The organism is Citrobacter sp. RHB25-C09, from assembly GCF_013836145.1.
Lineage (GTDB): Bacteria > Pseudomonadota > Gammaproteobacteria > Enterobacterales > Enterobacteriaceae > Citrobacter_A.
In genome coordinates this window covers 2,650,778-2,675,438 of sequence record NZ_CP057483.1, presented here as the reverse complement: position 1 = coordinate 2,675,438, position 24,661 = coordinate 2,650,778, and the positions used below count along the sequence as shown (strand labels likewise).

Annotated in this window: 28 protein-coding genes; 6 read left to right on the top strand and 22 right to left on the bottom strand. The window is 53.6% G+C overall.

Features of this window, described 5'->3' with window-relative positions; genetic code table 11:
* Positions 1-44: 44 nt before the first annotated feature.
* Positions 45-1,469, bottom strand: a complete 1,425-nt coding sequence (sbcB, locus tag HVY19_RS12570) for an exodeoxyribonuclease I (RefSeq protein ID WP_181680914.1) — start codon at positions 1,467-1,469, stop codon at positions 45-47.
* A 239-nt stretch (positions 1,470-1,708) separates the two neighbouring features.
* On the opposite strand from sbcB, the gene dacD reads away from it, so the two are divergent.
* The 4 genes from dacD to HVY19_RS12550 all read left to right on the top strand — a co-directional run bounded on the left by dacD (position 1,709) and on the right by HVY19_RS12550 (position 5,157).
* The gene (gene dacD, locus HVY19_RS12565; RefSeq protein ID WP_181680913.1) at positions 1,709-2,881 is read left to right on the top strand and encodes a serine-type D-Ala-D-Ala carboxypeptidase DacD; all 1,173 of its coding nucleotides are present in this window, start codon (positions 1,709-1,711) and stop codon (positions 2,879-2,881) included.
* A 121-nt stretch (positions 2,882-3,002) separates the two neighbouring features.
* Positions 3,003-3,476 carry a DNA gyrase inhibitor SbmC gene (gene sbmC, locus HVY19_RS12560; protein WP_181680912.1) on the top strand — a complete coding sequence of 158 codons (474 nt, stop codon included), beginning with the start codon at positions 3,003-3,005 and terminating at the stop codon, positions 3,474-3,476.
* Positions 3,477-3,602: 126 nt separating this feature from the next.
* Positions 3,603-4,661, top strand: a complete 1,059-nt coding sequence (locus HVY19_RS12555) for an FUSC family protein (protein ID WP_181680911.1) — start codon at positions 3,603-3,605, stop codon at positions 4,659-4,661.
* A 160-nt stretch (positions 4,662-4,821) separates the two neighbouring features.
* Positions 4,822-5,157, top strand: coding sequence for a DUF496 family protein (locus HVY19_RS12550; protein WP_042318175.1), 336 nt, complete (start codon positions 4,822-4,824; stop codon positions 5,155-5,157).
* A gap of 32 nt (positions 5,158-5,189) precedes the next feature.
* Here the strand turns inward: HVY19_RS12550 and HVY19_RS12545 are convergent, their stop codons facing one another.
* The 21 genes from HVY19_RS12545 to pduA all read right to left on the bottom strand — a co-directional run bounded on the left by HVY19_RS12545 (position 5,190) and on the right by pduA (position 21,934).
* Positions 5,190-6,056, bottom strand: coding sequence for an L-threonine kinase (locus tag HVY19_RS12545; protein WP_181680910.1), 867 nt, complete (start codon positions 6,054-6,056; stop codon positions 5,190-5,192).
* Between the two features lie 90 nt (positions 6,057-6,146).
* Positions 6,147-7,361, bottom strand: coding sequence for an acetate/propionate family kinase (locus HVY19_RS12540; protein WP_181680909.1), 1,215 nt, complete (start codon positions 7,359-7,361; stop codon positions 6,147-6,149).
* Entirely contained in the window at positions 7,346-7,798 is a 453-nt protein-coding gene (gene pduV, locus HVY19_RS12535) for a propanediol utilization protein PduV (protein WP_181680908.1), read from the bottom strand. The genes HVY19_RS12540 and pduV overlap by 16 nt, the downstream gene beginning before the upstream one ends.
* A 4-nt stretch (positions 7,799-7,802) precedes the next feature.
* Entirely contained in the window at positions 7,803-8,153 is a 351-nt protein-coding gene (gene pduU / locus HVY19_RS12530) for a propanediol utilization microcompartment protein PduU (protein ID WP_032939586.1), read from the bottom strand.
* Positions 8,153-8,707: a propanediol utilization microcompartment protein PduT gene (pduT, locus tag HVY19_RS12525; protein ID WP_181680907.1), complete on the bottom strand. Its 555-nt coding sequence runs from the start codon at positions 8,705-8,707 to the stop codon at positions 8,153-8,155. Before pduT ends, pduU begins: the two co-directional genes overlap by 1 nt.
* A 2-nt stretch (positions 8,708-8,709) precedes the next feature.
* Positions 8,710-10,065 carry a 4Fe-4S dicluster domain-containing protein gene (locus HVY19_RS12520; protein WP_181680906.1) on the bottom strand — a complete coding sequence of 452 codons (1,356 nt, stop codon included), beginning with the start codon at positions 10,063-10,065 and terminating at the stop codon, positions 8,710-8,712.
* Positions 10,062-11,174, bottom strand: a complete 1,113-nt coding sequence (locus HVY19_RS12515) for a 1-propanol dehydrogenase PduQ (RefSeq protein ID WP_181680905.1) — start codon at positions 11,172-11,174, stop codon at positions 10,062-10,064. Before HVY19_RS12515 ends, HVY19_RS12520 begins: the two co-directional genes overlap by 4 nt.
* A 10-nt stretch (positions 11,175-11,184) precedes the next feature.
* Entirely contained in the window at positions 11,185-12,570 is a 1,386-nt protein-coding gene (gene pduP / locus HVY19_RS12510) for a CoA-acylating propionaldehyde dehydrogenase PduP (protein WP_181680904.1), read from the bottom strand.
* Positions 12,567-13,574: a two-domain cob(I)yrinic acid a,c-diamide adenosyltransferase PduO gene (gene pduO, locus HVY19_RS12505; RefSeq protein ID WP_181680903.1), complete on the bottom strand. Its 1,008-nt coding sequence runs from the start codon at positions 13,572-13,574 to the stop codon at positions 12,567-12,569. The genes pduP and pduO overlap by 4 nt, the downstream gene beginning before the upstream one ends.
* Before the next feature lie 9 nt (positions 13,575-13,583).
* Positions 13,584-13,859, bottom strand: coding sequence for a propanediol utilization microcompartment protein PduN (pduN, locus tag HVY19_RS12500; RefSeq protein WP_181680902.1), 276 nt, complete (start codon positions 13,857-13,859; stop codon positions 13,584-13,586).
* A gap of 3 nt (positions 13,860-13,862) precedes the next feature.
* The gene (pduM, locus tag HVY19_RS12495; protein WP_181680901.1) at positions 13,863-14,354 is read right to left on the bottom strand and encodes a microcompartment protein PduM; all 492 of its coding nucleotides are present in this window, start codon (positions 14,352-14,354) and stop codon (positions 13,863-13,865) included.
* Positions 14,351-14,983: a phosphate propanoyltransferase gene (locus HVY19_RS12490; RefSeq protein WP_181680900.1), complete on the bottom strand. Its 633-nt coding sequence runs from the start codon at positions 14,981-14,983 to the stop codon at positions 14,351-14,353. The genes pduM and HVY19_RS12490 overlap by 4 nt, the downstream gene beginning before the upstream one ends.
* A gap of 4 nt (positions 14,984-14,987) precedes the next feature.
* Positions 14,988-15,443 (bottom strand): BMC domain-containing protein, encoded by a 456-nt coding sequence (locus tag HVY19_RS12485; protein ID WP_181680899.1) that lies wholly within the window; start codon positions 15,441-15,443, stop codon positions 14,988-14,990.
* 23 nt (positions 15,444-15,466) lie between these two features.
* Positions 15,467-15,742: a propanediol utilization microcompartment protein PduJ gene (gene pduJ / locus HVY19_RS12480; protein WP_004853788.1), complete on the bottom strand. Its 276-nt coding sequence runs from the start codon at positions 15,740-15,742 to the stop codon at positions 15,467-15,469.
* A 19-nt stretch (positions 15,743-15,761) separates the two neighbouring features.
* A complete protein-coding gene (locus HVY19_RS12475) occupies positions 15,762-16,112 on the bottom strand; it encodes a glycerol dehydratase reactivase beta/small subunit family protein (RefSeq protein WP_181680898.1) in 351 nt (116 codons plus the stop codon).
* On the bottom strand, positions 16,102-17,934 hold the full coding sequence (locus HVY19_RS12470; RefSeq protein WP_181680897.1) for a diol dehydratase reactivase subunit alpha: 1,833 nt from the start codon (positions 17,932-17,934) through the stop codon (positions 16,102-16,104). The genes HVY19_RS12475 and HVY19_RS12470 overlap by 11 nt, the downstream gene beginning before the upstream one ends.
* Positions 17,935-17,943: 9 nt before the next feature.
* On the bottom strand, positions 17,944-18,465 hold the full coding sequence (gene pduE / locus HVY19_RS12465; protein WP_181680896.1) for a propanediol dehydratase small subunit PduE: 522 nt from the start codon (positions 18,463-18,465) through the stop codon (positions 17,944-17,946).
* A gap of 13 nt (positions 18,466-18,478) precedes the next feature.
* A complete protein-coding gene (pduD, locus tag HVY19_RS12460; RefSeq protein ID WP_181680895.1) occupies positions 18,479-19,147 on the bottom strand; it encodes a propanediol dehydratase medium subunit PduD in 669 nt (222 codons plus the stop codon).
* Positions 19,148-19,157: 10 nt separating this feature from the next.
* The gene (gene pduC, locus HVY19_RS12455; RefSeq protein WP_042318193.1) at positions 19,158-20,822 is read right to left on the bottom strand and encodes a propanediol dehydratase large subunit PduC; all 1,665 of its coding nucleotides are present in this window, start codon (positions 20,820-20,822) and stop codon (positions 19,158-19,160) included.
* 18 nt (positions 20,823-20,840) lie between these two features.
* Complete coding sequence (gene pduB, locus HVY19_RS12450; protein ID WP_181680894.1) at positions 20,841-21,653, bottom strand: propanediol utilization microcompartment protein PduB; 813 nt, start codon at positions 21,651-21,653, stop codon at positions 20,841-20,843.
* Entirely contained in the window at positions 21,650-21,934 is a 285-nt protein-coding gene (gene pduA, locus HVY19_RS12445; protein ID WP_012906330.1) for a propanediol utilization microcompartment protein PduA, read from the bottom strand. The genes pduB and pduA overlap by 4 nt, the downstream gene beginning before the upstream one ends.
* 534 nt (positions 21,935-22,468) lie before the next feature.
* On the opposite strand from pduA, the gene pduF reads away from it, so the two are divergent.
* Both pduF and pocR read left to right on the top strand, forming a co-directional pair.
* The gene (gene pduF, locus HVY19_RS12440) at positions 22,469-23,278 is read left to right on the top strand and encodes a propanediol diffusion facilitator PduF (protein ID WP_181680893.1); all 810 of its coding nucleotides are present in this window, start codon (positions 22,469-22,471) and stop codon (positions 23,276-23,278) included.
* 201 nt (positions 23,279-23,479) lie between these two features.
* Positions 23,480-24,397: a regulatory protein PocR gene (pocR, locus tag HVY19_RS12435; protein WP_181680892.1), complete on the top strand. Its 918-nt coding sequence runs from the start codon at positions 23,480-23,482 to the stop codon at positions 24,395-24,397.
* Positions 24,398-24,661 lie beyond the last annotated feature (264 nt).

Here is a 24,661-nt window from a genome sequence, read left to right as displayed (position 1 = left end):
AAAAAACCGGAGACCATCGCCTCCGGTTTTTTTATATCTCACATTCAGACTATCTCTTGCGCGTACTGGAACAGGGCTTTTAGCAATGCCTGCTTCTCCGCATCCCCTTGATACTCGTTATAAAGTTGTTCAAGTTCTTCGGCGTAGCGTTGCAAATACTCTGGGGTAAAGACCTGACGACGGTGTTCAAGCCAGCGCTGTTGTTCCGCCTCATCCAACGTTCCCGGGAAGTTACGCGCCCGATAGTTGAATAACAGCTTTTCGATACGCGGATCGGCAAACGTGATATCCAGTGCTGGCAGATTCTGCGGCGTCGTTTCAAGAATAATTTTCATCGCCGCGCGGTCCGCGTCGCTGAAAAAGCCGTTATAGAGCTGGGCGTCCACATTATCCGACGGCGTAAACGGCTCCGCCTCTGCAAATATAGCGACGACTTTGTCGCGAACCTGCGGGTTTGCACGCAGAACTTTCAGATTATCAAGGCACTGCTGGCGATTGATCCCCAGCCGCTCGGCATCTTCCGGACGCAGGGTATTCCCCGGTGCCAGTACCGGGCATTTATTGATATGCACCAGTTTCACCGGTACCGCTGCGTTATCGCCAAGGTCAGCTTTGGCGGTATAGAGGCGCTGGCGCAGCGTGTCGCTATCAAGTTCGAGTAGGGGGGAGATGTCACCGGCAAGGTCTACCATAATGACCGCGTTACGATTCTCCGGATGCCAGGCCAGCGGCGCAACCCAACTGGTATTGCCACGCCATGCACCAAACATGCCGGAGATATGCACCAGCGGCTTCATCTGCGGTACGTCGATCAGCGCCGCCAGCTTATGCTTGTTACGGTGGCTGAAGAGATAGTCAAAAAGACGCGGCTGCCGTGACTTGACCAACTGCGCCATCGCAATGGTGGCATAGACATCTGCCATGGCATCGTGAGCGTTGCTGTGTTCAATCCCGTTGGCTTTAGTCAGGTGCTCAAGGCGAAAACTGGGTAATCCGTCGTCATTTTCCGGCCAGTTGATGCCTTCCGGTCGCAACGCGTAGCAGGCGCGCATCACGTCCAGCAGATCCCAGCGCGAATTGTCATGCTGCCAGCTCCAGGCGTAAGGATCGTAGAAATTACGGTACAACAGGTTACGCGTCACTTCATCGTCGAAACGCACGTTGTTATAACCGATGATGCAGGTCTTCGGGACGGTAAACAGCGCATGGATGCGCGCGGCAAACGCCGCTTCGTTTTCACCTTTCTCTCGTGCTTCCTGTGGGGTGATGCCGGTGACCATTACGGCTCCCGGTTGCGGGAGATAGTCGTCCGCAGGTTTGCAGTAAAACACTTCCGGTTCGCCAGTGATGTTGAAATCGCTGTCGGTTCGGATGGCAGCAAACTGCGCAGGTCTGTCGAGCGCCGGATGAGTGCCGAAGGTTTCGTAATCGTGGAAGAGAAAGGTGGGATGCTGCTTGCCGTCATTCATAAATTAAATTGATTCCCTGACTTCTGTTTTGTGCGCGGCCTGATGACACAGAGTACCAAAGTTCAACATGGTTATCAGCACAGTGGGCTTAGAGAAGTGAATAAACCCGCAGATTATGATTTAGGAAGCCTGGGTGGAGCCCTAAGTAACTCAATCACGTCACATTTCCTTGCAATTAATCCCTGCTTGTTTATCAGAATTTCCGTAAAAAGGACGGCTCTTTTGAAACGTCCGAGGATATGCTGTTGAAACGCCGTCTGTTTATTGCTGCTTCTTTACTCGCTGTATATATTTCCCCTGCATTCTCTGCCACAACCGTAAGCTTCGCGCCTTCTTCTCCCGACATCGAAGCCGGCTCGTGGGTGCTTATGGACTACACGACGGGGCAGATCCTGACCGCCGGAAATGAACATCAGCAGCGTAACCCGGCAAGTCTGACGAAGCTTATGACTGGCTATGTCGTTGATCGGGCGATTGACAGTCATCGTATCTCGCCGGATGACATCGTGACGGTGGGGCGCGATGCCTGGGCAAAAGACAACCCTGTCTTTGTCGGATCCTCACTGATGTTTCTTAAGCAAGGTGACCGCGTTTCGGTGCGCGATTTAAGCCGGGGGCTGATCGTCGATTCGGGCAACGATGCCTGCGTGGCGCTGGCGGACTATATTGCCGGTGGTCAACCTCAGTTTGTCGGCATGATGAACCACTATGTTAAGACGCTCAATTTACAGGACACGCATTTTGAGACGGTTCACGGTCTGGATGCCCCAGGACAGCACAGTTCTGCTTATGACCTGGCAGTGCTTTCACGCGCCATTATTCATGGTGAGCCTGAGTTCTATCACATGTACAGCGAGAAAAGTCTCACCTGGAACGGGATCACCCAGCATAACCGTAATGGCTTGCTGTGGGATAAAACCTTGAATGTGGATGGCCTGAAAACCGGGCATACATCTGGCGCGGGCTTTAACCTGATTGCCTCAGCAGTGGACGGTCAGCGTCGTCTTATCGCTGTGGTGATGGGGGCAAACAGCCCAAAGGGACGCGAAGAGCAGGCACGGAAGCTACTGCATTGGGGACAACAAAATTTCGATACGGTGCAGATTCTGCGTCGTGGGAAACAGGTGGGTACGGAGCGTATCTGGTTCGGTGACAAAGAGAAAATTGCACTCGGCACCGGCCAGGATTTCTGGATGGCACTGCCTAAAGCAGAAGTTGCTAATATCAAAGCGAAATATGTATTGGATAAGCAGGGGTTGGACGCGCCAATTGCAGCAAATCAGCGGGTTGGGGAAATAGAACTCTACGACCGCGATAAGCTCGTTGCTCACTGGCCATTGGTTACCCTCGAAGCGGTGGGGAAAGGTGGTGTATTCTCGCGTCTCAGCGACTTTTTCCACCATAAAGTGTAGCGATAACTGGCAGGAGGATGGCAGGATTTTGGTTCTGCTCACATAATAGTCACAATTTTCTTGTGACTGTTATGTAGCGTTATTACACTGTATATAAATACAGTGTAATAACGGAGGCTATATGAATTACGAGATCAAACTTACCGACAAGCGCACCGTTGCCGGTTTCCATCTGGTGGGTCCCTGGGAGCAGAAAGTTAAGCAGGGTTTTGAGCAACTCATGCTGTGGGTAGACAATAAGCAAGTTGTCACGCATGAATGGATCGCGGTTTATTACGATAATCCAGAAGAAGTTCCTGCAGAAAAACTGCGCTGTGGTACGGTTGTGACAGTTCCGGCTGATTTTAAGATCCCGGAAAACAGCGAAGGCGTCATCCTGACTGAAATTGAAGGCGGGCAGTGTGCAACGGCAGTGGCACGCGTTGAAAATTATGATTTTTCGACCCCGTGGTATCAGTTTTTCAATGTCCTGATGAAGGACAAAGACTGGGAGATGGCCTGTAAGCCCTGCTACGAAGTCTACCTGAATGATGGCGCAAAAGACGGGTACTGGGATATTGAGATGTGTGTACCGGTACGTCCAGTAACGAAGTAAGCTATAAACCAGGCGGACTGGCACTGAGAGGCTACGCTTAGTGAGAAGTCCTGTCCGCTACGGTGAATTTTTTCAGTGTAAAAGCGGGTACAATCCATTTTTGTCATTTTGTGACGGAGTGCCGGAGTGCGTGCCGACAAATCACTGACCCCATTCGAAATCCGCCTGTATCGCCATTACCGTATTGTGCATGGCATTCGCATTGCGCTGGCGTTTATTCTGACCTTTTTGCTCGTTCGCTTGCTTTCTATTCCGGAAGGGACGTGGCCCTTGATAACGCTGGTGGTGATCATGGGCCCCATCTCGTTTTGGGGAAACGTGATGTCTCGCGCCCTGGAGCGAATAGGCGGCACTATACTCGGTTCCGTACTTGGGTTGGTGGCGCTTTGGCTGGAGCTATTTTCTTTACCGTTGATGTTAATCTGGTGTGCTGCTGCAATGTACCTCTGTGGCTGGCTCGCGTTGGGCAAAAAACCGTATCAGGCACTGTTGCTTGGCGTTACGCTGGCCGTGGTTGTTGGGGCACCCGCGGGGGACATGAACACAGCACTGTGGCGGGCCGGGGATGTGATTATCGGCTCACTGCTCGCCATGCTATTTACCGGAATCTGGCCGCAACGTGCGTTTATCCACTGGCGTATTCAACTGGCGCAATGTGTCACCGCGTATAACCGTGTCTATCAGGCCGCGCTGTCGCCGAATTTACTGGAAAAACCCCATCTGGACAAATATCTGCACCAGCTGTTAAGCGATGTAGTAAAGATGCGCGCACTTATTGCACCTGCAAGCAAAGAAACACATATCCCGAAAGGCATTTTTGAAGCGATCCAGACCGTTAACCGGAACCTGGTTTGTATGCTTGAGCTGCAAATTAATGCCCTCTGGGCGACGCGCGCCAGTCACTTTGTCATGCTCAATGCGCAATCGTTGCGTGAAACGCAGCAAATGACCCAAGAGGCGTTATTGACCATTACACACGCACTTTTCGAGGGGAACCCGCAGCCGGTTCTCGCCAATACAGAAAAGCTGAATGACACTGTCAATGAACTGCGTGCGCTAATACGTGAGCAAGACGCGAGTAACGTCACGGAAACGCCGATTCACGGTTACGTCTGGCTCAGTCTGGAAACCGCCCGCCAACTGGAGCTGTTATCGCATCTCATCTGCCGGGCGCTTCGCAAATAATCAACTATTACGGGTGTTAGCGCGGCTGCTGCTTCGATTCAGCAAGGAATGAGGGTATGATAGTCACAGGGATGAAGTGATTGTTATTTGTGACTGTGAAAAGTAATGTAAGCCCTATAGTTTAAACGAATCCGAATCTCACATTATCAGGGGAGTAAAAATGGAAACTACCAAACCTTCTTTCCAGGACGTGCTGGAATTTGTCCGTCTGTTTCGTCGTAAAAACAAGCTACAACGTGAAATTCAGGACGTTGAGAAAAAGATCCGTGATAACCAGAAACGCGTTCTGCTGCTGGACAACCTGAGCGATTACATCAAGCCGGGAATGAGCGTAGAAGCTATTCAGGGCATCATTGCCAGCATGAAAAGCGACTATGAAGATCGCGTTGATGACTACATCATCAAAAATGCTGAAATTTCTAAAGAACGTCGCGATATCTCTAAAAAACTGAAAGCGATGGGCGAAATGAAAAACGGCGATGCGAAAGCAGAGTAATTTTTCATCTCAGTAAGGGGCATTTTTGTCCCTTACTGCCGCTCGACACCGCCCGCAACCATCCGCAATAAATGCTGTACTGGCCAATGCGCCGTCAACTTTTTCTCCTCCAGCCTCCAGGTAATGTAATCAACATCATGCTGCTTTCTGTCCAGCATAAGCCCTACAACGCTACCGCTGTGCGCGACATTCACACCGTACAGACAGCATTCCTCCACCAGGGATAACAAAGAATCGAACTCGGGCTTAGGTAACAGTGTCTGGCTGGCGATAGCACTGAGCGTGGCTGCTTCTCCCAGGCGCCAGGGGTTACGTTCAGCACAAGCCTCCTGAACCTTTTCCCAGGCTCGCTTAAGCGCAGGTGCCCCGGCATCTAATCCTGCCTGTCTGGGAATGCGATGATAATCCGCTGTGCGTAAGGTTTGCGGGCTTTCCAGTACCAGCAGGTCAAGCTCTGGCTGTGTTCCGCAGGCCACTTGCGTTGACGCATCGTTGTGATCAAACAGAGTGAGTTGGCGAAATACGGTGCTGTCAGTGGGCTCCAGCGACACGCAAAGCTGGGCCAGGGTCGATTCATTGAGATCGTGCCCCAGATGCTGCGCGGTTGCTACGGCTGTTGCGGCAATATCGGCTGTACTGCTTGCCATCCCTTTGGCGACCGGAATAGTGGAGTGGATATCAATACGAATGCCCTGGCTCAGATGAGCAGGATAACCCCAGTGGGCAAGAAGTCGATTCACCATGGCTCGAGAGAGAGGGCGTTCATTCACCCGCGGAGGGCCGGCACTCACTTCAACCGTGCTGTACCAGTCAACGGGGCAGGAAACCAACTTTTCGCTGCCCATAATCCAGCCCTGAATGAGTTCGCCGCACGATGCGGGGCATTGCGCAACAGCCATGTATCCACCTTTCTGGTCAGCAATCACTGGCGCATACTGTCACGGCAATTGCGCTATTACCATGATTTACCGCAATATGCCCACAGCGATTCAGGCAGAAACGGCCAGTGATTCCTCGTTTGCGAGGGCAATTCGCATCACGTCCTGGGCGATCATCAGCTCTTCGTTGGTGTTGATCACGGCCACTTTGACCATCGCATTTTCACCCTGAATAAAGGTGGCATTACGCTGGTTTTTCTCTTCATCAAGGTTCAGACCGAGGAAGTGCAAATTATGGCAAATCGCAGCCCGCGCACGGGCAGAATTCTCGCCAATGCCGCCAGTAAATACCAGTGCATCCAGCCCACCCATCTGCATAATATAGCTGCCGATCGTCGCCCGAATGCGTTCAGCAAAAAGCGTCAGCGCGAGCGCAGCACGCGCGTTACCGGCATCTGCAGCTTGCTCAACATCCCGGTAATCATGCGATATACCGGAAACGCCCAGCAGCCCGGACTCATTATTTAGCAACTGATTAAGCTGCTGCGGCGTTTTGTCTACTCGTTGGGCGATCCAGGGCAAAATCGACGGGTCTATATCACCACTGCGCGTACCCATCATCACGCCTGACTGTGGAGTGAATCCCATGGAGGTATTTACCGATTTACCGCCTTTGATGGCGCAAACGCTGCTGCCGTTGCCGAGATGGCAGCACACAACGCGTAGCGCACTTAACGGAACACCGAGTTTCTCAGCTAACGCAGCGCTAACATATTTGTGGCTGGTACCGTGAAAACCATAGCGGCGGATGCCAAACTCTTCGTAATAGCGCCACGGAAGCGGATAGATATAAGCCGGTTCATCCAGCGTTTGGTGAAACGCGGTATCAAACACCGCGACGGCAGGTACCTCGGGCAGCAGTTGACGAAACACGGTAATGCCCAGCAGGTTGACCGGATTGTGCAGCGGAGCAAGTTCAGCCAGGCGGGCAATCTCTGCGAGGGAATCCTCTGTAACCCGCACGGAATCTTTAAACAATTCTCCACCGTGCGCCACACGATGACCCACGCCGTCAATATCCTGCAGGCTGGCAATAATGCCGTAACCGATCAGCATTTCGAGAAGCAGAGTCACGGCCTCCCGATGATCGGCAACCGGCGTGGTTTGCTGCCATTTTTGCTCTGACGATTTAAGCGTAATTCGGGCATCCGGCAAACCGATACGTTCAATCAAGCCCTGACACAGCAGGCTACCCTGCGGCATATCTAACAACTGAAATTTTAGCGATGAGCTTCCCGCATTGATCGCCATTATTTTGTAAGGCATGAAGATTCCTTTTGATTTAAAAAGGCAAAAAGTTCAGCGAGTCCGCTATTGTCCACGGCGCTGGTCACAAATACGCGCTGTGCCCCGGACATGTCCAACCAACAGGTGACACGCGCAATCTGCTGCGGAGTCGCTAAATCCGATTTGGTGATGATGCCAATGGTTGGTCTGTTCATCGGCACGGTAAAGCCAGGTGAGAAGGGCGACCACTCCGCATTGCTGTTGAGCACCAGCGCGATAATGTTCGCCTCACAGGCGCTTGCCAGCAGCGCGCTGTACAAACAGCGGTTTTCCAGATACTCCCCGGGCGTGTCGATGGCTTCAGCCGTCCAGACAATGGCCTGGGTTTTCTGATACTGGAGGGACTCGCCGCGCAGACATTGCGTCAATGACGTTTTACCGCACTGGCTGGGGCCGATTAGCATCATGCGTTTCATGGCGTTATGTCCGGGTGATGGGGCAGGCCGTAAAGCGCATCATTTCACCCAGCGTCCGCGTAACCTGCTTCAGGGCGTATTCCACCGCTGACACATCGCCGGTTAAGACCACCGCACCGGTAAAGCGGTCGAGAAAGCCGATCTCAACTGCTCCGGATTTCGTGGCAATATCACAGGCGATAATGGAGGCTTCACTCGGGGTGATGGTCAGAATGCCAATCGCTGAAACGCTGTCCTGCAACCCGAGTTTTTTAAACAAATCTTTACCCGGGTTTGCGATCAAATGCGCCAGAGTGACCTGTTTACCCGGCACGTACTCCTGGATCATTCGATCCGTTGTCGGTTGTCTTTCCATCATCCCTCCACCATCTGTCGCCACATCGCTTCGTGCGGACGTGGGATCACTGAGCGATATACCAGCAGACCTTTTTCACCCGCACTTTCACTGGCGACCGTGACCGCATTGTTGACGTCAGAGACGTCGCCTGCGACCACCATGTAACATTTACCGCCAATACCGAACGCCATATGAACGCGTACCAGCGTTACGTTAGAGGCCTTAATCGCCCGGTCAGCAGCGCTGATACAGGCTGCTACGCTCCAGGTTTCCACAATCCCCACGGCCTGACGCTGTTCTACGCTGTTCAGACCACCGATCGCGGGGAGTACGCTGGCATGAATATTTGGCAATACCAGACTGTCGACGAGCATCTCTCCGGCGAGCGAGCTTCCGGTTGCTATGGCCTGCTGTACCGCGCCAACGTCGCCGCCCAGCATGAGCAGAAATTTCCCTGGGCAGAGGGTTTTACTGACCAGCAGATCCACATTGGCGCTTTTCAGCATGGCATCGCCCGTTTCCATTCCCTTAGCAATGCTGGTGAGTTCTAAAATACCTATGGCCTGAGACATGGTTATCCTCTTACAACGGTGATAGCGCTCTCTGTAATGTCACAGACAGTGCCGTCAATGCTGGCGTGAACAGGCGCACCGAGCGCACCTTGTGGAATGTCGGCAACGCACTGGCCGCGCACAACGCGATCGCCTTTTTGAACGCAGGGAACCGCGCTGGCGCCAATATGCTGGCGTAGCAGCAGCGTCGTTTTTTCAACAACCGGTTCGTTTTCAGTCAGCGGCGCTTCTTGATACCACGGCGTCAACCCGAGTTTGGCGATCAGCCGTTTGACCGGAACCAGTCGGTATTTTGCCATCTCATCGGCCGGGTTGAGCGCGCCTTCATAGCGCTGGTTTTGAGCGCGTAGCTCCCGTTTAAGCATCCGGTTAATGCGCATCGGCGAAATACCGACCGGACAAGCCACGCTTTCACAGACGTTACACTCGGAGCAGGTGAGCGCGCTGAGCAGCAGTTGGGGCGTGGCGGCCTGATGAAAATTGACGGCACGAACCAGCAGGTGGGGAGAGAGTTCGTGTCCGATAAGGTGTCTGGGACAAAGGTCAGTGCATAAACGGCATTGTTCGCAGACGGTTCGCGCTACCGAAAGCACCGTGCGCTCATCCTGCATCCGACGCTGAATTAGCGGGTGGGAAGTTGGCAGCACCAAAAGACCACCGGTCGTTTTTGTCACCGGCGTATCCAGAGAGGCGATCAGGCTGCCCATCATTGGGCCGCCGTTGATAAATCCGGGTTCGTCCACGGTTGCGCCACCAGCCAGTTCTAACACTTCACGTAACGATGTGCCGATCGGAACCGTTAAGGTCTGCGGATGAGCAACTGCACCGTTTACGGTAAGCGTTCGGCGCGTGACCGGATATTGCTGTTCAACAGCGCGAGCGATATTCAGCACAGTCTGCACGTTATTAACTACCACGCCGACGCTGACAGGGAGCGCGGCGGGAGGAACGCGGCGACCTGTCGCCATCCAGATCGTGAGCACCTCATCCCCGGCCGGATAGACATCAGGCAGGATATGCAGTCTGACCGCTGGCGGTAATAGCGGCGTCAAGGCTGCGATGGCTGGATGATATTTTTCCTTGAGGGCGATAATCCCCTCACGGGCTCCGGTTGCCTTCATCGCATACTGCAGACCGCGAACCAGGCGCGCGGCCTGTCGTGCCATCAGTTGCTGATCGACTTTCAGCATGGGTTCACACTCTGCGGCGTTAACGAGGAAAATTTCCACCTGCCCCTGCAGTTTTACATGGGTGGGAAAACCTGCGCCGCCAGCCCCAACAATTCCCGCAGTACGCACGCGTTCGACAATCGTTAGCGCATCGACGGTATGCAAATCGTCTTTCGGCGCGGTATTCATAACAACTCCTCCAGCAGTTCCTGAATGGCATTGCTATCCGCTGTTCTTGGGTTGGTTTTCAGCGTCACGTCAGCAAGGGCGGCCTGAACCATACCCGGGATACGTAGTGTCCAGTTCTGTCTGGCGTCTTTCAGCGCAACAGTGAACGAAGGGAGCTCACAGGCTTTTTTGAGCTGCTCAATATGCTGCACCAGCGCATTCACACTTGCCGTATCGTTAGCGCTGTCTGCACATAAATGGCAGGCTTTGGCAAATCGGGCATAGCGTTTTGCAGCTCGTGGGTCGTGAGCATTAAAGCGGATCACCGCCGTGAGCAGCAGCGCATTTGCCAGACCGTGTGGCAGATGAAACTGGCCGCCTAACTGGTGCGCAATGGCGTGATTAAGCCCCAGTCCTGCCTGGCTGAAGGCCATTCCCGCAAGGGTTGAGGCATTATGCATTTTGCCTCGCGTGGCCAGACAATCGCCTTTGCGTACCGCAACCGGTAAATACTGGAAAACGATCTGCGCTGCTTTCTCCGCGAGTGCGTCGGTAAAGTCACTGGCGCGTGTTGAAACATAAGCTTCCAGCGCATGCGTCAGCACGTCCATCCCGGTATTAGCGGTAATAGCGGGCGGTACGCTGACCACCAGCATGGGGTCAAGAATGGCCATATCCGGATAGAGATCATTGTTGAATAACGGATACTTAATGCCTTTCTCTGGATCGCTAATGACGCAGGCGCTGGTCACCTCAGAGCCGGTACCGCTGGTAGTCGGAATGGCAACACAGGTTTCTATTTCGATAGAAAACTGGCGGCTAAACCAGACAATCGCTTTTGCGGCATCCAGCGCGGAACCGCCGCCGAAGCCAATCACCACGTCTGGCCTCAGAGTGTGCATTTGTGATATCCCCTGAACTACGGTACCGATTGTGGGATCAGGGGTTATCTCGCTGAAAACGCTAATGCGGTTATCTGAAGGTATCGCGTCACGCAGCCTGTCAATCAGCGGCGATCGCGCCAAAAAGCCGTCGCAAATTATCCAGATGTGCTTGTTCGAAAAGCGACCAAGCACCTTCAGGCTCCCGGGACCACTGTATAAGCGGGTTTGCAGTGAAAAGGTTTTCATCACGACCTCGTTAGCGAATGGAGAAACCGTTCGTCAGCACACAGCGGCGGGAACGGGCAAAGGTCCGCGCTGACGTTGTGCCTTCCCCCGTTGGCGTGGCGATGGTGAAGGTGGTAAATCCTTCACCGCCGACACCAATCCCGGCATAGGACGGACCGTTTTTCACAAAAATAGAGGTCTGCAAGGTACGCGCCGCAAGATTCAGGCGTGATACGTTTTGCGAGTGCATGATGGCGGTATGGTGTAATCCTTCTTCCACCTTCAGCGCCAGTGATAATGCGGCGTCGAAATCGCTGACTGCCACAATGGGTAACATTGGCATCAGCTGTTCGCTGGTGACCCAACTGTCCTCTGCGCTCACGACGCCAATCAGCAGGCGTGGCGCTTTCGCAGGAACGGGGATGCCGGCAGCCTCAAGCATTGCCACCGGGCTTTTGCCGACCAGTTTTTTATTAGCGACTCCGTCTGGCAGACACGCGCTGCGCAGCTTCTCAGTGTCTGCCGGGCTGAGCAGCAGAGCGCCAAAACTTTGCATTTGCTGAATGAGTTGTTCCGCTACCGACTCAACGACGATCACGCTTTTTTCTGCGATACAGGGCAGGTTGTAGTCAAAAGACGCGCCGTTGATAATATCTTCAGCCGCCTTCACGATATCGGCAGTTTCATCGACGATGCACGGTGGATTACCCGCACCCGCGCCAATAACTTTTTTACCGCTTTTCATGCCCATCGCGACAATGCCAGGGCCGCCGGTGATAGCCAGTACCGCAATTTTCGGGTGTGCCATCATTTGTTGAGTGGCTTCAAAGGTAGGCTCGCCAACGGTGACCACCAGATTGCGGATCCCACAGCTGCGAAACGCAATATCCTCAATCATGGCAATGAGCTTGAGTGAAACCGCCTTCGCGCCTGGATGCGGGCTGAAATAGACGCTGTTGCCCGCAGCCAGCATACTGATGCTGTTGTTAATAATGGTTTCCGTCGGGTTGGTGCTGGGGGCAACGGAGCCAATGACGCCAAACGGCGAGTACTCAAACAACACCATGCCGCCGTCGCCAGTCAGCGCTGTGGTCGTCAGGTCTTCAATTCCCGGCGTGTTATCCAGAGCAGCTTTATTTTTAAGGAATTTATCCTCTTTGTTACCCATTCCGGTTTCCGCTGCACTTTCAGCGGCCAGCGCAGGAAGATGTGGCGTCAGTTCTTCCCGAATCGCATTGATGATGGCGCTGCGTGTTTTCAGCGGTGATTGCTGGTAACGCAAGAATGCCTGATGTGCAGCATCAACCGCTTCACCAACGGACTGAAAGATACCGTTCCCTTTGATTTCCGTTTTTGTCGGTACCATTTGTTCCGTTAAAATGGTGCGGATGAGGGTTTCCAGTTCTGAAGTATTCATTGATGTGTTCTCACGTTAATAGCCGCAATCGCAACCTGTGCAATATCCATGTCCTGTTCAACGCTGCCGCCGCTGATGCCAAGGCCCCCAACAAGTTTTCCGTCACGCCACAGCGCATAGCCGCCGCCAAACGTGACCACTTTGCCTTGCATATGACTTTCTAGTCCGTACAGCGATGCGCCAGGCTGCACCGCAGAGGCGAGTTCATGCGTGGCAGTTTTCATGGCGACAGCCGTCCAGGCTTTTTTCGGTGCCAGCTCGCTGCTCACCAGCAGTGCATCAGGCATGCGCCAGGTGACGGTTTCTGTACCGTTGGCATCAACAATGCTGATGACCACCGGGATATTTAATTCTTGTGCCCGCGTAACGGCAGAACGGGTCAACTGATGAAGATCGCTAAAAGAGAGCGACATTGTGGATTCCTTTTCGGCAGGGGAGAGGCCCGCGGCCAGATAGCGCTTTGTCACTTCCCGTATAATGGCGCTCTGGTGAGCATCATGATCTTCCGCGCGCGCCAGCGCATATAAGCAATCCGACAGGCGGTTGATGTAGCGCATCAGCACGTGCCTGATGGTGACATCAGTGGCCAGCTCCACCAGACGACGTTCTGCCCGACGAGCCAGCGTTCGCGCAAAATGCAGGCGGGCAGCGGCCTCACAACGCCCGGGTAAGATAAAGCTGCGCAACGGCGCGACGCGTCCCATTGCGGTGTCAATTGCTGCTTCCAGTGCGGCGATTTCTTCTGTGCTGATATAGCGCTGCGATGCGGATGGCTGCTCGCTTTCGCTGGCAAGCTCTGCGCTGAACCAGAAAATTTGCTGCTGAATAGCTTCCAGCAAAGTGCGATGTTGCTCGCTATGCATTGCGCAGATACACAGGCTAAGCGCAGCGTTAAGCTCATCCAGCGTGCCGTAAGCTTCGACACGCGGATGTGTTTTACTCACGCGCTGCCCGGTAAAAAGCGCGGTTGAACCTGCGTCACCCGTACGGGTATAAATCGCCATTGCGCCCCCTTAGCGAGAAAGCGTGTCGACAATGCCGACAATCGCCAGATCAATGGCCTCATTGGGCCCGGAAAAAACGTGTCTGGCGCTGGAACCACTGCTCAGGAGTACCAGTTCGCCAACGCCAGCCCCCACGGAGTCAACGGCAACTTCGTCACCCGCCGTCGGCGATGCCGGTAGCTCCCCGTCGGCGCTGACCCGGCGTACCAGCAGAAGTTTTTTGCCGACTAAAGAAGCCGATTTTTGCGTGGATACCACCGCGCCTGTTACGCGTGCCAGATGCATGGTTCACTCCTGCTTAATGAATTGAATATTGCGTGAGCTCGCCGCCTCGCGAGCCAGCGCGGTAACGACACATTTGCGATGCAGCACCAGCAGCCCCTCGGGCAACGGGGCAACATCGGCATAACTGACGAGTCGACCAGGGTGCAGCAGGACGCGTTGACCTTGTTCGTCACGCAGCACCAGCGGCAACCGGGCCAGTTTTTTTACGGGCACCGCGGGCAGTAATCGTCGCTGCAGCGAAAGTTGCACATGCAGCCCGAATGCCAGCGCTTGATGAATCATGACGGCGGCTTCATCTACTGTGTTGTGTTCGGCGATCTGCTCCAGCAGGGGCAGATCGGCCTGCAAAATATGCAGGGCGGAATGCTGACAAAACAGCGCGCGGGAAGAGGCCTCCCGCAGTTGCGCGACGCTTAGCGTGATCGTGCTTTCGGCACGACGCTGCAGGCGGGAAACAACCTCCGCGACGATTCGCTGCAACTGTTCGCCGTTCATTGCGGCGTCACCAGCGTGGCAAACGCGTCAGGGCTGTCAGCCACTGCGGCATTGGCTTCGTCGGTATCAATATGCATTTCCAGACGCATATCGGGAGAGACGCGCACCGCAACGTTATCGAAGATCAGCCGACGTTCCGTCCCCTCAATGGCAACGCAGACGCTATCGCCATGCGCAACGCGTAGAATCAACGCATCCAGTGGTGACATATGAATGTGGCGTTGGGCGACGATGACGCCAGCAGCGAGTTCGATCTCGGCAAAAGGGCTAACCAGACGGATACCCGGGGTACCTTTAAGATTTCCTGACATCCGTAGCGGCGCGCTAATGCCCAGCGTTCTCGCATCTGTGCGTGAAATTTCCACCTGGCTGGCGCTGCGTAACGGCCCCAGCAGGCGGACATTTTTAAGCTGACCTTTAGGACCGACTAACGTTACGGTCTGTTCAGCCGCATACTGCCCAGGTTGCAGAAGCCCTTTTTTCTCGCTAATTGGCTGGCCTGGAAAAAGACGGGCATAGTCTTCCGCGCTAAGGTGGATATGACGGTTGGAAACGCCCAAAGGAATAGGGCGTTCCCGCATTTCATCCAGCACTTTGCTGACGGTTGTTTCCAGTAGTTGTTTATCCATACGCTTAACCTTTCAAAGCTGAATGCAGGCAGAGTGAGCGCGGTTCGCCTTTCTGGCGGGTACAGGCTGGATCCAGACACAGATTGCAGCTAATGATCCCGTCCACAGGCGCTGTTTCCGCGACAGACTCTTTTGCAACGACTTCAGTTTTCGGTTCTTCGATGGGGGCGGGCACAGGCGCGGTTGTGGAAACCGTCGCACGAGAAAGAATGCCCTCACCAGGTCTTGCAATCACTTTGTGAGCGACCAGACCATCTTGCTGTTCGGCAAAGTGAGCTCCGGTGATGATGGCGGACTGCACTGAGGCCACATCACCGGTCACTTTGATCACCGTCCAGCCTGAACCGTTGGTTTTTTCAAGGCCAACCAGCGTGATGGAAGCGGCTTTCGCCATAGCATCTGCACAACTAATGGCTAATGCCAGTCCACTAACTTCGAGTAATCCCAGTGATTGCTTCACGCTGTGCTCCTTTTCGCCAGTACTCAGGCAGATTTCGGTAAAATGGCCTCAACGTCGCTGTGCGGACGTGGGATAACGTGGCAGGATTTCACCTCGCCCACGGCGCTTGCTGCGGCGCTACCGGCATCCACGGCTGCTTTAACGGCACCTACGTCACCACGAACCATGACGGTTACCAGGCCGGAGCCGATCTTCTCGTAGCCGACCAGTTGTACGTTGGCGGATTTCACCATGGCATCTGCGGCTTCAATCGCGCCGACCAACCCTTTTGTTTCAACCAGTCCCAGTGCATTATTCATACTGCGATTCTCCTGTGGATTAAGCATTGAGATCCCGGAAAGGGATCCCTTTGACTAACCTTGCCGCGTTATTTCCAGTGCTCCGGCGGTCAAGGCTGTTTTGGTGATACGTCAGCGTGAACAGCGGCGCTGAAGTGGGTAAATTCTTGTAATGCACGACCAGCGTTTGCTGGTCACAGGCAATGCCGACGAGCAGCGGTGACTGGCGTGCGGCCTGCCATGCGCTCTGAACGACTTCCCCGGCGCTTTGGTGCTGAATGACAAACGGGATGCCTTCTTCTTCAATGCCAAGCAGGACGTCGTTCCAGGTGGAAAGGCAGTCGCCGATTGTCGAAATCACAATGGCCGGGGTATTCACGTTACCGTCCATGGGCAAACTCCTTCTGCCAGGAGAGGATCAGACCGGTAGCGACAGCGTTACGTGGGCCTTCGGTTCCGCGAATGTTTCCGCGTCCGGCCACCAGGCGATAATGCGCCAGCGCGTCAGTCACCAGTTGCGGGACTTCGAAGTCCAGCGACGAGCCGCCGACCAGCACGACAAAGGGAATGTCGCGAATATTGCCTGTCGGGCTGACCTGCCGCAGTGCGCGCAAGGCGTTAGTGACGAACACGCGCTCTTTGGCGCTACGTCGAATGGCGCGTACTTTTTCCAGGGCCAGATCGCCGGGCAGGGGAACCAGTTCGTCCGGTTTCACCACGCAGACGCGGGCGAATACGGTTGGCGGTAGCGGGGTAGGGAAGAACTGAACGCTGCCGTCCTCATGGCGCAGATGAAACAGGCTCTCCACCTTAGCTAGCGGATACTTTTTGATCTCCTCCGCCAGATAGCGATCGTCCAGTCCCAGTTCACGGGCGATGATCATCGTGACCATATCGCCTGCTCCGGCAAGATGCGTCGCGATGATTTCACCTTTGGGGTTGATAATGGAGGCGTCGGTAGAACCCGCGCCCAAATCGAGAATTGCCAGTGGGCGCGTGGTACCCGGTGTGGTGAGCGCACCAAGAATGGCCGCTTCGGCTTCTGCGCCGCCCACCTGAACGTCCACGTTGAGCTTTTCTTTGATCTCACTGGCGATCATCGCCATTTGCAGACGGTCGGACTTCACCATTGAAGCAATGCCGACGGCCTGTTCCAGCGAAAACTCGCCGGCCAGTCCACCTGTGACGCTGACCGGCACCGACGTGTCGACAGCCAGTAGATCCTGAATAAAGATTTCGTTGCTTGGTTTGTTGGTCAGTTCCGCCATGGTCTGGCGAACATGCTCCAGCATACCGCCGATATTAGTACCGGCTTCACCGGTGACGTTATCCAGCTTCGGGCATTCACCGACCGCTTTCATAATTGCGTCAGCCCCGGCGGCGACGTCTACACGCAGCGTGCGGCCCAGCGTCTGAAGTTCGATATTTCCGGCGGGAATAGCACGCGCTTTAACATCGCCTGAGGGGGTCTTCACCACCACCGCTGAACGGTTGCCAATCAGAGCACGAGCCATGGGGACGATGTTTTTCGTCTCCTCCGCATTCAGGTTAAACACCGTAGCGATGCCGTACGGGTTCGACAGTGTTTCAATCACCTTTCCGGGAACAGCAACCTCAATCGCTGCCAGCATGCCAAGGGGAATTCGGTCGATGTACAGCACTTCATCCACAATGGGCAACGGTTTTTCCAGTCGGTTGCTGACCAGTACGCCGTCATCCTGCTGCAAAATCACACCTGCTAATTGGTATCCGGCGCGAACAGAAGCGTTAACCATGGTGGCAACGTCTGCGAAATCAAATGCCGATGACACCACCAGAATAAAAGGAGTATCCGCCGGTCGGGTGAGTAACTCCTCCGGCGTGATAGTGATGCCTACGCCAAGACCAACACCCCCCGGCGTTTTCGGGTTATGACCGATCATGGTGGATTCGGTGATGATGGTTTCCGTAATGGTTTCCATCGCCACGTCCCCAATCACCGGTGTGGCTTCATTGATGCGGATAAGCGAAATATCGCTGACTTTGATGCCTGCATTGTTTGCCGCAAGCGCAAGCGCCTCCTGAATACCAAACACATTACGCAATGTGCCTTTAATTCCGGTGGTTTCTGCCAGTGCGCTACCCGTAATGGTGAGCGCGCCTGTCTCATCAAGACGCGCCAGCGCGACTTCGGTTGATGAGTTGCCAATATCAATGCCAGCGATATATTTCATGACCGCTCCTTAATCGTCGCCTTTGAGTTTCTTGCGTTCGACGTACAGCGTTGCGGCTTCACGGACGAAAGCGGCGCAGATTTTTGCCTGATAACGGTTTTCAAGATCGTCCGCGATCGCCATCAGCTCTTCTTTCGTCGAGCGGTAAGGACGCAGGGCGTTGTAGATCTCGAGAATGCGGTCATCAGGGACAGCGGTCAGTTCAGCCGCGCGCTCAAAGTTCATCGCCAGGCGGTCACGTCCGGCATCTTTGGCGATCGCCGCCTGAATGCGCAGGGTTTCCGGTGTGATACGCATATCCTGCGCCGTCACTTTGTTACTCAGGACGTTTTCGAGGGTGAACTCATCCAGCGTTTTGTTGGTGGCGGTTTTCACCCACTCTGGATGTTTATTCGCCAGCGGATAGTCGCTGACTTTTGCGGAATGCATTGAACTGCTTGCAGGTGCAGCCTGGGCAGGTGCGTCGCCCTGCAGGCTGTTCATGCGGCTCAACACATCCCGAACCATCGATTCAATTGCATCGGTATTCATAAAGGGATCCTTATTAAAGCGCCACGCGCAGTTCCTGCGGGTTTTTGCCCGTCACGACGTACTTCGTCTCTTTGATGTGCAAAATGGCAGACTTAGCCTGATATTTCGGGCGCGCCATCTGGTCGTTCAGCGTTGGCACCGGTTGAGGTGACTCACGCTTGGCATAACGCGCGGCGTTTTTACCAATCTGACGATAGGTCGCCAGCGTCAGCAGCGGTGCCTGCGGGAACAGCTCCAGGTTCGACAGCGGCGGCAACCCTTGCTGGTGAATCACGGTGGTGCCTTTTGACTGGATGCCGATAGAGATCCCGGAACCACTCAGGCGATTGCCCTCAACGGCCACGAATGCCACATCGGATGACTTAAAGCAGCGAATCACGCGGGCTTTGATGCCTTCTTCTTCGATACCCGCAATCACTTCACGCAAAATGCTTTTATGCGATAAACCGACAATGTTGACGGTCTGAGAGAGGCCAAATGCCGGACCGACAGCAATGATCACTTCATCCTGCTGAGTGCCTTGCTTCGCTTCGCCAATCTCTGTCAGGAAGCTTTCCCCTGCTGGTGCCGTCGGTGTGGCTGCCGTACCCGGAGCGCGAAAGGAGACGGGCTTATCGCTCCCTTGCATTTCGGACAGCACGTCCTCAATAATCTGGCGCAGCAGTTTTTCATTAATTTCCATTGTTCACCCCTTAGCCGAGCTCGTTGGGATCAAGTGCGCCAGGGATGTTTTTAATCTCTTCCCAGCGTTCGCCCTGCAGGCGATAACCTGTTGCCGGACCGGCATAATCGTTGACGTCATTGACCGCAGAGAGCACTTGACCGTCGCCGACGATAATGGCGGAGGTATGCAGATAGTCTCCGGTTAGCTTGGCTTTCTGGATGTTGAGCATGTCCTGAGCGACGTCGGTAAAACCGCCCTGCGCCAGTGCTTTCACCACTTCCAGACCGTTGCGATTCTTATTGATGATCTCCTGGGCGAACTTGATGTCTTCGACGATGTTACGTTCAGGCATATCTTTCGAACCGTGTGCATACGTTGCCGCTTCGACTTCTTCATCCGTAATTGGCGGCAGCCCCATCCCGGCGAAAACCGCCTGTAGTGCGCGGGCCGCTTTGTTACGAATAGCAATAACGTCTTCTTCGCGAACCGGGCGCAGACCGCCGTCGACCTTCAGGTCGCGCTGGATGACGTTGTAATCATCAAAGTCTTCAGCGTCTTCGTTGGAACCCGCGAACATGTTGTCGTAGTTGGGAACGGCGGAATAACCGGAGGAGATAAAGTCGGTCCCTGGCAGAAACTGCATCAGCAGACGTGCGGTACGACGCATATCAGAGTGGGTGAAGGTCTGGTCGTTACTGGAGGCGCATTCCAGATCCAGTGATGAACAAATCAGGTTTTCAGCCAGTACGGCGCGGATCCCTGACGGAACCGCAGACGGTACGCCGATGCAACTGACGGAGCCGTTTTGCAGCCCCTGCACGCCCGCGGCCTTGGTGATATAAATACAGCGCGCTTCCAGATACAGCATGGATTTGCCTTCGGCATAGCCCATCTGCACTTCAGAACCAGAGCCGGAGGTGAAACGCATCTTTAAACCACGAGAAGCGTAGGAAGAGGCGAGGAAACCTTTTGACCATGGAGTGTCATCACCGTCGGTGAATACTGGTTCGGTACCGTAGACGGAGATGGTTTCGGCGTAGCAGGTATGGCCCAGCATCCCGAGTTTCAGCTCGGTTGCCTCTTCCAGCGAGCATTGAGTTAATACCCCAGGACGACCGACCTGTGAACCCACCAACAGCGCAATAGCGTTAAACGGGGCATAGCGCGCCACGGCCACCGTCGTCTCTTGCTCATCGAACCCGCGCCATGCGCCTTCAGCGGCATCGGCAGCGATCTGCACCGGGTTATCTTTGACGTTAGTAACGTGTGCCTGCTGAGATGGGGTACGACGCGCGCGCATTTTTTGCATCGCCATCATCATCTCAACCACGTTCATGTGCGAAACCACTTCGACGATTTTCGCCGGCGTCATCGCCGTCGTCAGCGGCACGATGTCGCGACGCTTCACGTTAGGGTCGCACAGCATATTGGCGAGCTTAACGGAGTCCATCGCCATCACTTCTTCGGCACGCGCCAGGTTGATGCCGTAGCGGGCAATGAAGTGGTCGATCAGGTCAAACTGGCTGACGGATTTACCATCAAGTTCCGTCACCGCGCCGTTGACGATTTTAATCGACGGTTTGGGATCGTTCGGGCTTTCCATCGCAATGAAGCCTTCTTCGATCCACTCCTTAACGAAGCCGTCCTGATTGACAGGGCGTTTCGCCAGTGCTTCAAATCTTTTCGATCTCATGAATGAGCCTCACGGATATCAGATATAGGACGGGCGATCGTTTGTCGGTGTCGCGCCGAGCGTCGAAAGCACGGTTTTGCCGATTTCGCGCGCGGAAATGACCGCCTGACGGACTGCGCCGGAATCGCCGGAAATCACCAGTATGGCTTCGTTACTGAAGCTGGTGCCATGCGCTGGCGAGCTGTAAGCCACGACCTCGACATTTGCGGATTTCAGCGCGGTATCGGCCATCAGAACGCCGACAGAGGCGGGAGCGCCGACAATCACACCACATGCGCGACCCACGGGGGCACCAAAAGCTTTCTCCAGCGCGTAGCTGGCGCGCGCGGTGTATTGCAGCTCGATGTGTCCAGCTTCGTTGGCATAGACGTCGCCAAAGGTGCGGTCGAGTTCTTTGAGCGCCACTTCGATCCCGCGCTTCACATCAGACACGTCGTTACCGCCTAAAATGATCAGTGAACCGTGACCAGCACCGCCTTTGGTGTCGCGCGGCAGTTCAATACTGACCACTTCGGTATTGGTAGCTTTAACCGCTTCGTCTGCCGCCATGATGTGCGGACCAGCACCGGTTCGTGCACCAAGAATGCCAATGGAGCGATAGCGCTTCTCAAGCTTCATGGCTTCCAGTAAGGCACTGTCGACGTTTGCAATCACCAGACCTACGGTGTCGCCAATCGCGGTGCCAACAAATTCCGTTAAACTGCAGCTCTTCTCTGCCATAGCCGTCTCTCGTTTTGGATGGGTTTTATCAGGGATGCCCGATTGCTCAGGTGTTGCCACACGGGCAATAACCTGCGCCATGATCTGTTCAACCAGCTCATTGCTACTCATGGGTTAATTCCCTTCGGTAAGATTTTTTCTACATCGGTATGCGGACGTGGAATCACGTGTACGGCTTTCACTTCCCCCACGTTCCGCGCAGCGGCTGCACCGGCATCGGTTGCCGCTTTCACAGCCCCGACATCACCGCGAACAATGACGGTGACCAGTCCTGAGCCAATTTTTTCGTAGCCAACCAGCATGACATTTGCCGATTTCACCATGGCGTCTGCGGCCTCGATGGCGGCAGTCAAGCCTTTGGTTTCTACCATTCCTAACGCTTCTTGTTGCATAAAGACCTCGCCTGGGTTTGTCCCGATAATTACGACTATAAAAAGAAGCGAGGAAAAAGAATGGCTGACTTGAAAGTCAGGATGATAAATTAATGGAGTGCGGATGTGATAAAATTGCTGGGTGGTATTTTATCTGATTGTAATGAAAGGATAAAATGGAAATAAATATTGTGATATTTTGGCTTTCGCTATTCCAGATTTACATTTTTGTGAGTGACAGGGTTAATTTCATTTGCTATGGCGCGAAAACAATCAGATTTGAATTTGTGAGCTTGATTGAAAAAAGAAGATAATAGAAAAGCAAGAAATTACTATTGCAAAATACGGTGATTAATAGCGCGGTTGTCCATCACATGCACCAGACGAAATAAGGGGGTAGCAAGAAATTGCTATCGCAGCACGATTTTTCTAAGAATCTGCAGGACAGGTTGCCAACAATTTTTAGCCGCCAGTTTTTATAGTAAGCGTTGTTGTACTCTACGGTCAGCAAGGGTCCGCTGGCCAGGACACAAACGCTTCTAAGAAGGTGTCACAATGAATGATTCACTGAAAGCGCAATGCATTGCCGAGTTTTTGGGCACCGGGCTGTTTCTGTTTTTTGGTATTGGCTGCCTTAGCGCGTTGAAAGTCGCAGGTGCCAGCCTTGGCCTTTGGGAGATTTGTATCATCTGGGGTCTTGGTATTTCTCTGGCCGTTTATCTGACGGCGGGCATTTCAGGGGGACACCTGAACCCGGCGGTCACCGTTGCGCTATGGCTGTTCGCCTGTTTCCCGGGACGCAAAGTATTGCCTTACTCGCTGGCACAACTGGCAGGGGCGTTCGGCGGCGCAGCTCTGGCTTACCTGCTTTATGGCAACTTGTTCATCGAATATGAAGCAGCGAATAGCATGGTGCGCGGCAGCGTTGAGAGCCTGTACCTGGCCAGTATTTTCAGTACTTACCCCGCCGCTGCGCTGAGCGTGTGGCAAGCCGGACTGGTGGAAGTAGTGATTACTTCTATCCTCATGGGGCTTATCATGGCGCTTACCGATGACGGTAACGGCGTGCCGAAAGGACCACTAGCCCCGTTGCTGATTGGTATTCTGGTAGCGGTTATCGGTGCATCAACAGGTCCGCTCACCGGGTTTGCCATGAACCCCGCACGTGATTTTGGACCTAAACTGTTTGCATGGTTCGCAGGGTGGGGGGATATCGCCATGACTGGTGGTCGCGATATCCCATACTTTATTGTACCGATTATTGCTCCACTGATTGGCGCTTGCGCAGGTGCAGCTATTTACCGCTATTTTATTGGTAAAAATTTACCCTGTAATACCTGTAAGATTGAAGAAACGGACGCCTAATCAAGGAACGAACGGGTATTAATCGGGCGCAAAAAACTATTTCGTGATCTGCTTTCACGAACTGACTAAAAAGTCTCCCCACACTGGGAGACTTTTGTTATTGTCCAGGTACTTGCTGTCATTTACAGGGATATGAGATGACAGAGTAAATGTTAAAATTTTGTTCTTAATATAACAACGGATTAACTGAGGGATTTTATCATGATTTCTGCGAGCGCCCTTAACTCAGAACTCATTAATAAAATCGCTCAGGATTTTGCGCAAGCTACCAGTCTGGCAGTTGTGGTTGTCAATATTCATGGTGATGAGATTTCTGAGCTCTTTAATTTCACGCCTTTTTGTCAACTGATGCGTCAGCACCCTCAGCACAGCACCCGCTGCCGGATGAGCGATCGCTGTGGAGGACTGGAAGCGTCAAAGTCAGACCAGCCGTGCATTTACCGCTGTCACGCTGGGTTAACCGACTTCTCCATTCCTCTGGTAATCGCAGGCCATCTGGTTGGGTTCGTCTTGTGCGGTCAGGTGCGTTTACGTGATGACAGCGATGTCGCGCTGGTGGATATTCTCAATGTCGACGATCGCTGGCAGGCTGACCCTGAACTGCTCAATGAATTTCGTAACGTCCCGGAAATGGACTACTCCCGGGTTATGGCGTCTGCGGATCTACTGAAGCTGATCGTAGAAAACTGTCTCAAAAAGCAGCTCAATTTTGTAGTGATCAAAGACAGCACGCAGCCCACCGAACCTGCGCGGCCGAATCGTGCTGCCAGCCCACATGACAGTAAGATGAAAAAAGCGCTGCGCTACATTGATGCGCACTTGTCTGACGATCTACGCCTGGAAGATGTGGCTTCTCATGTTTATCTCAGCCCTTATTATTTCAGTAAGTTATTCAAAAAATATCAGGGCATCGGTTTCAATGCATGGGTGAATCAGCAGCGCATGGCCAGTGCCAGAGAACTGCTCTGCCACAGCGACTGGAGTATTGCCAGCATTGCACGTAATTTAGGTTTTTCGCAGACCAGTTATTTCTGCAAAGTTTTTCGTCAAACTTATCAGGTCACCCCGCAGGCCTACAGGCAAAAAATAAACGATGATTTGCCCACTGAATCGGTATAAATAGCAATATTTTGCTATTGCCGATTTTTGATATTCTCGCGTAACTCAGTTATGGATAATGTTTTTTTTATTTTGCATGGCAATAATTTGTCATAGCACAATAAAATAACGCTTTTTAAGGAAAAAACTTCACCAGTTTTTATTTTTGTGATGGGATACAGTGTCATTGTGAAGGGCATTTATTATTCTCTGCCCTGACATTGAGTTCAAAATAGTTTCAGTGTGGCATTGTTTGAAGTGAAAAGAGAATGCCCCATTTATTAG